We start from the raw sequence: 5,875 nt of genomic DNA on the forward strand, positions 1-5,875 counted from the left end.
CGCCCGCCAGTGCCGCGCGCATGGCGACGATCCCGCCGACGACGATCAGCGCCGGCGAAGCCAGCCCGGCGGCAGCGGCCTCCTCGGCGATGGTGGAGAGCGTGGCGACGACGATGCGTTCCTGCGGCGTGGTCGCCGCTACGATCACCGCGGCGGGTGTCGACGGCGCGAGGCCGCCTTCGAGCAGCTTTGCCGCGATCACCGGCAGATTGGCCATGCCCATATAGACGACGACCGGCTGTCCGGTGCGGGCGATCGCCGCCCAGTCGATGTCGTCATCCGTGCCGGCGGCGTGGCCGGTGGCGAGAATGACGGCCTTGTTGATGCCGCGCATGGTGGCGGGGATGCCGGTCGCGGCCAGCGCGCTGAGACCGGAGGTCAGGCCGGAAAGCACCCGGAACGGGATTTTCTCGCCCGCCAACGCCAAGGCCTCTTCGCCGCCACGGCCGAAAATATAAGGATCGCCGCCCTTGAGCCGCACGACGCGGCGGCCCTCGCGCGCCAGCCGCACCAGCAGGGCATTGATGTCGTCCTGCTTCATCGAAGGCTGGCCGCCGCGTTTTCCGGCGTAGAAGAGTTCGGCGCCCTGGGCGACCGCCACGACGTCGGGCGAGACCAGCGCGTCATAGACGAGTGCGTCGCATTGCCCGAGCGCCGCCAGCACCTCCAGCGTCAGGCAGCCGGGATCGCCGGGGCCGGCGCCGGCCAGCCAGACATGGCCTGGTTCCAGCTCGCGCAGCTGGAAGTTCAGCCGCGCCAACGCCTGCTCGACCGTAGCTCGTCCGTTCATGTTGGCGCTGCCGTTCACAATCCGCCCCGTCCGCGAAAACGCCGCTGGTAGTGGGCGTCGTAGAGTGAGCTTTCGCCGAAATCCTGCGCTGCGAGCGCGCTGCCGACGAAGATGATCGCCGTGCGCTCCATCGGATTCTGCGCCAATTGCGCTTCGATGGTGCCGAGCGTCCCGGTCAGGATGCGCTCGTCAGGCCAGGAGGCGCGGAAGACGACCGCGACCGGGCATTCGGCGCCGTAAAGCGGCGTGAGGTCCGCGACGATGCGGTCGATGGCGTGGATGGCAAGATGGATGGCAAGCGTGGCGCCGGTGCGGCCGAAGCCGGCCAGGGTCTCGCCGGGCGGCATCTTCGAGGCGCGGCCGGAAACGCGCGTCAGCACCAGGCTTTGCGCGAGCTCGGGGATGGTGAGCTCGCGCCGCAAAGCCGCCGCGGCAGCGGCGAAAGAGGGCACGCCTGGGGTGAGCGTGTAGGGGATGCCGTGCTTTTCCAACCGCCTGATCTGCTCGGCCACCGCGCTCCACACGGAAAGGTCGCCGGAATGCAGGCGCGCGACGTCCTGGCCGGCCTTGTGCGCGGCGACATATTCAGCCTCGATCTCGTCGAGCGACATCGGCGCGGTGTCGATCAGCTTGGTGCCTGGCGCGCAATGTTCGAGCAGTTCCGGCGCGACGATCGAGCCGGCGTGGAGGCAGACCGGGCAACTGGCTAGCAGCCGCGCGCCGCGCAAGGTGATGAGATCGGCCGCGCCCGGACCGGCGCCGATGAAATGGACCGTCATGGCGCGTCTCCGCTGATGGCGATGGCGCAGGTGACCGGGCCAAGCACGGTGCGAGGCCCGAGCAATCTTGCACCGGCCCCAGCAACGGCGAGAGCGGACGCTTCCGAAACCGACGGCGTGCCGGCGCGGCTCTGCGAGAGATCCGAATGACTGAGCAGAGACGTCCCCTCATCCGGCCCTTCGGGCCACCTTCTCCCCGTGGGGGAGAAGAGACTGGCGGCGGCGCCTGTCATCTCCTCTCCCTTTGGGGAGAGGTCGGCCGAGCGAAGCGGAGGCCGGGTGAGGGGGAGTGACGGTTCGGAGCCGGAAGCATCAACCACAATTACGGGAAGGTTGAGTTCACGGCCGGCAGCGAAAATGGCTTCTTCGTTGCGTTTGAACTCGGTCGTCGCCAGCGCCGAAAGCGCCGTCATCGCGAGGCCATGCGCTTCAAGCGCGGTCTCGATCGCCGCCAATACTTCTTCGACACTCACGCCTTTGCGGCTGCCTACGCCCGCGACCATCATGGCTTGATCCAGCTCCACTGTGTGACCGGCATGGCCGGACGCCAGGCTTGCATCGAGCCGACAGGCGCCGCGCGCGACAGGGCGATGCGGATCAGGTCGCCGCCGCGCCTGTTGTGCTGGTCGAGCAGCAGCGCCTCCATTTCCAGTGTCACGGCATTGGCGACGAGCCGGCCGCCGGGACGGAGCGCCTTGATTGCCTTCTCCAGCACGCCGTCATCGCTGCCGCCGCCGCCGATAAAGATGGCATCTGGCGTTTCAAGCTTGGCAAGCGCCTTGGGCGCCGAGCCTTCGACCACGACAAGGCCGGGCACGCCGCAATGCGCGGCGTTGCGGGCGATACGCGCGGCGCGCTCGCCGTTGGATTCGATGGCGATTGCGCGCAGCGAAGGATGCGCCATCATCCATTCGATGCCGATCGAGCCGGAGCCGGCGCCGATGTCCCACAGCAGCTCGCCGCGCCGCGGCGCCAGCGCTGAAAGCGTGATGGCGCGAATCTCGCGCTTGGTGATCTGGCCGTCATGCTCGAACAGATGGTCGGCGAGGCCGACGGTCAAGGGCAGGACGCGCGCATCCGGCGTCGATTCAATTTCCAGCGCCAGCACGTTGAGCGGGTTGATGTTTTTGAGATCGAAAGCGTCGGCGTTGGCCATGCGACGCTTCTCGTCAGATCCGCCAAGCGCTTCGAGGAGCGTCAGCCGCGATGGGCCGAAGCCGAGTTCGTCGAGTAGCCCGGCAATGGCCGCCGGCGCGCCGCCGTCTGATGTCAGGGCAAGGATGCGCGCGCCGGGATGGAGCAGGGGCCGGATCAGGTCGATCGAATGGCCATGCAGCGAGATTGTCTCGACGTCCTGCAAAGCCCAGCCGAGGCGCGATGCCGCCAACGACAGGGAGGAGGGCGCCGGGAGAACGAGCATCTCATCCGGCTTCACCATGCGCGCCAGCGTGACGCCGACGCCGTGAAAGAATGGGTCGCCGGATGCGAGCACGCAGACATCCTTGCCCGCGAGCGCCAGCACCTCGCGCATCTCGGCATCGAATGGCGTTGGCCAAGGGCGGGTCTGGCCCTTGGCCAGCGACCCGACAAGACTGAGATGCCGCTTGCCGCCGAAGACGATTTCAGCCTGCGCGATGCGCTGCTTGGCCTCGTCGCCGAGACCCGCTACACCATCCTCGCCGATGCCGACGATGGTGAGCCATTTCGAGGCGGGCTTGGCGGCGCGCGGATCCTTAGCAGGCATGATGACCCACCGTATCCTGATCCTCGGCGGAACGACGGAAGCCCGGCAACTGGCCGGCAAGCTGGCGCGTCGCCAGGATTTCTCGATCACGCTGTCGCTTGCCGGCCGCACCGAGAGCCCGGTCGCGCAAGGCGTGCCGGTGCGCGTCGGCGGCTTTGGTGGCGCGGACGGGTTGGCCGCCTATCTTCGCCAGGAAAAGGTCGATCTGCTGATCGACGCCACGCATCCATACGCCGCCCAGATCTCGGCCAACGCAGCCGAAGCCGCCAAGCAGTCCGGCGTGCCGATTCTTGCGCTGCGGCGCCCCGGCTGGGAACCGGTCGCGGGCGATCGCTGGACGCTGGTCGACAATGTCGCTGAGGCGGCAAGCGCTCTCGGCGCGGCGCCGCGTCGTGTCTTTTTGGCGATCGGCCGGCAGGAGGCTGGCGCTTTCGAGGCCGCGCCCCAGCACTGTTACCTGATCCGCAGCGTCGACCCCATCGAGCCGCAGCTGGCCGTGCCCGATGCGCTCTATCTGCTGGCGCGCGGACCGTTTCCGGAAGCGGATGAGCGAGCGCTGCTCGAAAAATACGGGATCGATGCCGTCGTCTCCAAGAACAGCGGCGGCGAGGCGACCTACGGCAAGATCGCCGCCGCGCGGGCGCTCGGCATCGAAGTGATCATGATCCGTCGGCCGCCTCTGCCTGACGTGCCCTCGGCCGAAACCGTCGATGCGCTCGCCGCGATGGTCGATCATCTTTTCGCGCCCGTTGCCGAACGCGGCGTGTAGACCAGCGCCGGCTTCTCGCCGCGCCTGATGATGCGGGTCTCGGGCGAGCCGATGATGATGCAGGTCGACATGTCGGCTTTTGCCGCATCGGCGTCCGCGAGCAAAAACACCTCAATACGCTCGTCCGGCCGGCCGGCGGCGCGGCCGAAGATCACCGGCGTGGTGCCGGGCAGGATCGCCTTCAGGCACTCGAAGGCTCGGCCGAGCTGCCAGGGGCGGGCCTTGCTGATCGGGTTATAGAGCGCGATGACGAAGCCGGCTCCGGCAGCCGCCAGCAGGCGCAGCTCGATCAGCTCCCAAGGCTTCAGATTGTCGGAGAGCGAGATGGCGCAGAAATCGTGGCCGAGCGGCGCGCCGATGCGGGCGGCGACGGCAAGCATGGCGGTGACGCCCGGGACGACCGAAAGGTCGATGGCACGCCATTCGGCGGGACCGACTTCGATCGCCTCGCAAACGGCCGCGGCCATGGCGAAGACGCCGGGATCGCCGCCGGAAACGACGGCGACGCTGTGGCCCTCGGCCGCCTTGGCCAACGCTTCGTTGGAGCGCGCAAGCTCCTCGCGATTGTCGGAAGCGATGCGGGTCTGGTCGGACCGCAATTCGAGGCGGTCGAGATAGGGCTTGTAGCCATAGAAGAAGGAAGCCTCGGCGACGGCATTGGCAGCCTGCGGCGTAACCTGGTCGGCATTGCCGGGGCCGAGACCGATAACGGTGAGTCGGCCGCTCATGCCTTGGCTCCGGGCCGGCTCGACCAGCCGGCGACCAGCACGATGGCGAAATAGGGCGCCTTGTCGTCCGGCTTGTCGGCAAGCCGCATCGAGACGCTGCCCGGCATGGTGCCGCGCTCGACATAGACGGCCCTCGCCAGCTTGCCGGTCGCCTCCAGCGCGCGCCTGATCTTCGGCAGGTTGCGGCCGACCTTCATGATGACGGCCGCATCGGTATCGGCGAGGCGATGGGTCAGCTCGAACTCGCTCATCGTGCCCGGCAGCACGGTCAGCACGTCGTCGCCCTGGACGATCGGCAGGCCAGTGGCCGACCAGCAGCCGGACATGGCGGTGATGCCGGGGATGACTTCAGTCGGGAAGCGATGCGCCAGGCGAACATGCAGATGCATGTAGGAGCCGTAAAAGAGCGGATCGCCCTCCGACAGCACCGCCACCATCCTGCCGGCGCCGAGATGCTCGGCGACCTCTTCGGCCGACTGTTCGTAGAAATCGGTGATCTGCGCGCGGTAGTCGTCGTGATCCTTGTCTATTTCCGTCGTCACGGGATAGTGCAGCGGCAGCTCGATCATGTCCGGCCGGAAGCGCGCCTCGACGATGGCGCGCGCATTGCTGTTGTTGCCGCGCTTGGCGAAATAGGCGACCACGTCAGCCTCGGCCAATGCCCGCGCAGCCTTCAGCGTCAGCAACTCGGGATCGCCGGGGCCGGTGCCGACGCCGACCAAACGGCCTTTCACGATCGCGTTCACAGGCCCGGCCTCGCCAACGAATTGAGCGCCGCGGCGGTCATGGCGCTGCCGCCCAGCCGGCCGCGCACGATGGCATAGGGCACGCCGTAGGCGTTTTCGGCCAGCGCATCTTTCGATTCTGCAGCACCGACGAAGCCGACCGGCATGCCGATGATCGCGGCCGGCTTTGGCGCGCCGTCGCGCAGTTTTTCCAAAAGATAGAAGAGCGCGGTCGGCGCATTGCCGATGGCGACGACCGAGCCTGCCATGCGCTCGCCCCAGAGGTCGATCGCCGCGGCCGAGCGAGTGTTGCCGATTTCTCTGGCCATGTCATGCGTCC

The 5,875-nt window shown here is 67.8% G+C and carries 8 protein-coding genes; 1 reads left to right on the plus strand and 7 read right to left on the minus strand.

Translation table 11 applies throughout. The annotated features are described in order from the left end of the window. From cobA to cbiE, 4 genes are all read right to left on the minus strand, one after another. Window positions 1-790: uroporphyrinogen-III C-methyltransferase (cobA, locus tag EOA23_RS30515; RefSeq protein ID WP_127306856.1), on the minus strand; the 790-nt coding region annotated here is incomplete at its 3' end. Between the two features lie 14 nt (window positions 791-804). Next, window positions 805-1,569 carry a precorrin-4 C(11)-methyltransferase gene (gene cobM, locus EOA23_RS30520; protein WP_127306857.1) on the minus strand — a complete coding sequence of 255 codons (765 nt, stop codon included), beginning with the start codon at window positions 1,567-1,569 and terminating at the stop codon, window positions 805-807. Next, on the minus strand, window positions 1,566-2,075 hold the full coding sequence (locus EOA23_RS36695; protein WP_245456431.1) for a cobalamin biosynthesis protein: 510 nt from the start codon (window positions 2,073-2,075) through the stop codon (window positions 1,566-1,568). The genes cobM and EOA23_RS36695 overlap by 4 nt, the downstream gene beginning before the upstream one ends. After that, window positions 2,072-3,313 (minus strand): precorrin-6y C5,15-methyltransferase (decarboxylating) subunit CbiE, encoded by a 1,242-nt coding sequence (cbiE, locus tag EOA23_RS30535; RefSeq protein WP_127306858.1) that lies wholly within the window; start codon window positions 3,311-3,313, stop codon window positions 2,072-2,074. The genes EOA23_RS36695 and cbiE overlap by 4 nt, the downstream gene beginning before the upstream one ends. A gap of 1 nt (window position 3,314) precedes the next feature. Between cbiE and EOA23_RS30540 the strand changes: the two genes are divergently transcribed. Then, window positions 3,315-4,082 (plus strand): cobalt-precorrin-6A reductase, encoded by a 768-nt coding sequence (locus tag EOA23_RS30540; RefSeq protein WP_127306859.1) that lies wholly within the window; start codon window positions 3,315-3,317, stop codon window positions 4,080-4,082. On the opposite strand, the gene EOA23_RS30545 is transcribed toward EOA23_RS30540, so the two are convergent. From EOA23_RS30545 to EOA23_RS30555, 3 genes are all read right to left on the minus strand, one after another. Next, window positions 4,046-4,810 carry a precorrin-3B C(17)-methyltransferase gene (locus EOA23_RS30545; RefSeq protein WP_127306860.1) on the minus strand — a complete coding sequence of 255 codons (765 nt, stop codon included), beginning with the start codon at window positions 4,808-4,810 and terminating at the stop codon, window positions 4,046-4,048. The genes EOA23_RS30540 and EOA23_RS30545 overlap by 37 nt on opposite strands. Continuing rightward, a complete protein-coding gene (locus EOA23_RS30550; protein WP_127306861.1) occupies window positions 4,807-5,556 on the minus strand; it encodes a precorrin-2 C(20)-methyltransferase in 750 nt (249 codons plus the stop codon). The genes EOA23_RS30545 and EOA23_RS30550 overlap by 4 nt, the downstream gene beginning before the upstream one ends. Next, on the minus strand, window positions 5,553-5,875 hold a 323-nt coding region (locus EOA23_RS30555; protein WP_189341764.1), incomplete at its 5' end, for a precorrin-8X methylmutase. The genes EOA23_RS30555 and EOA23_RS30550, both read right to left, overlap by 4 nt.

It is taken from the genome of Mesorhizobium sp. M2A.F.Ca.ET.042.01.1.1, from assembly GCF_003997405.1.
GTDB lineage: Bacteria > Pseudomonadota > Alphaproteobacteria > Rhizobiales > Rhizobiaceae > Mesorhizobium.

Bases quoted from the DNA above. Each gene is read 5' to 3' on its own strand.
- cobM (WP_127306857.1), bottom strand. From the start codon at position 1,569: ATGACGGTCCATTTCATCGGCGCCGGTCCGGGCGCGGCCGATCTCATC.
- EOA23_RS36695 (WP_245456431.1), bottom strand. From the start codon at position 2,075: ATGATGGTCGCGGGCGTAGGCAGCCGCAAAGGCGTGAGTGTCGAAGAA.
- cbiE (WP_127306858.1), bottom strand. From the start codon at position 3,313: ATGCCTGCTAAGGATCCGCGCGCCGCCAAGCCCGCCTCGAAATGGCTC.
- EOA23_RS30540 (WP_127306859.1), top strand. From the start codon at position 3,315: ATGACCCACCGTATCCTGATCCTCGGCGGAACGACGGAAGCCCGGCAA.
- EOA23_RS30545 (WP_127306860.1), bottom strand. From the start codon at position 4,810: ATGAGCGGCCGACTCACCGTTATCGGTCTCGGCCCCGGCAATGCCGAC.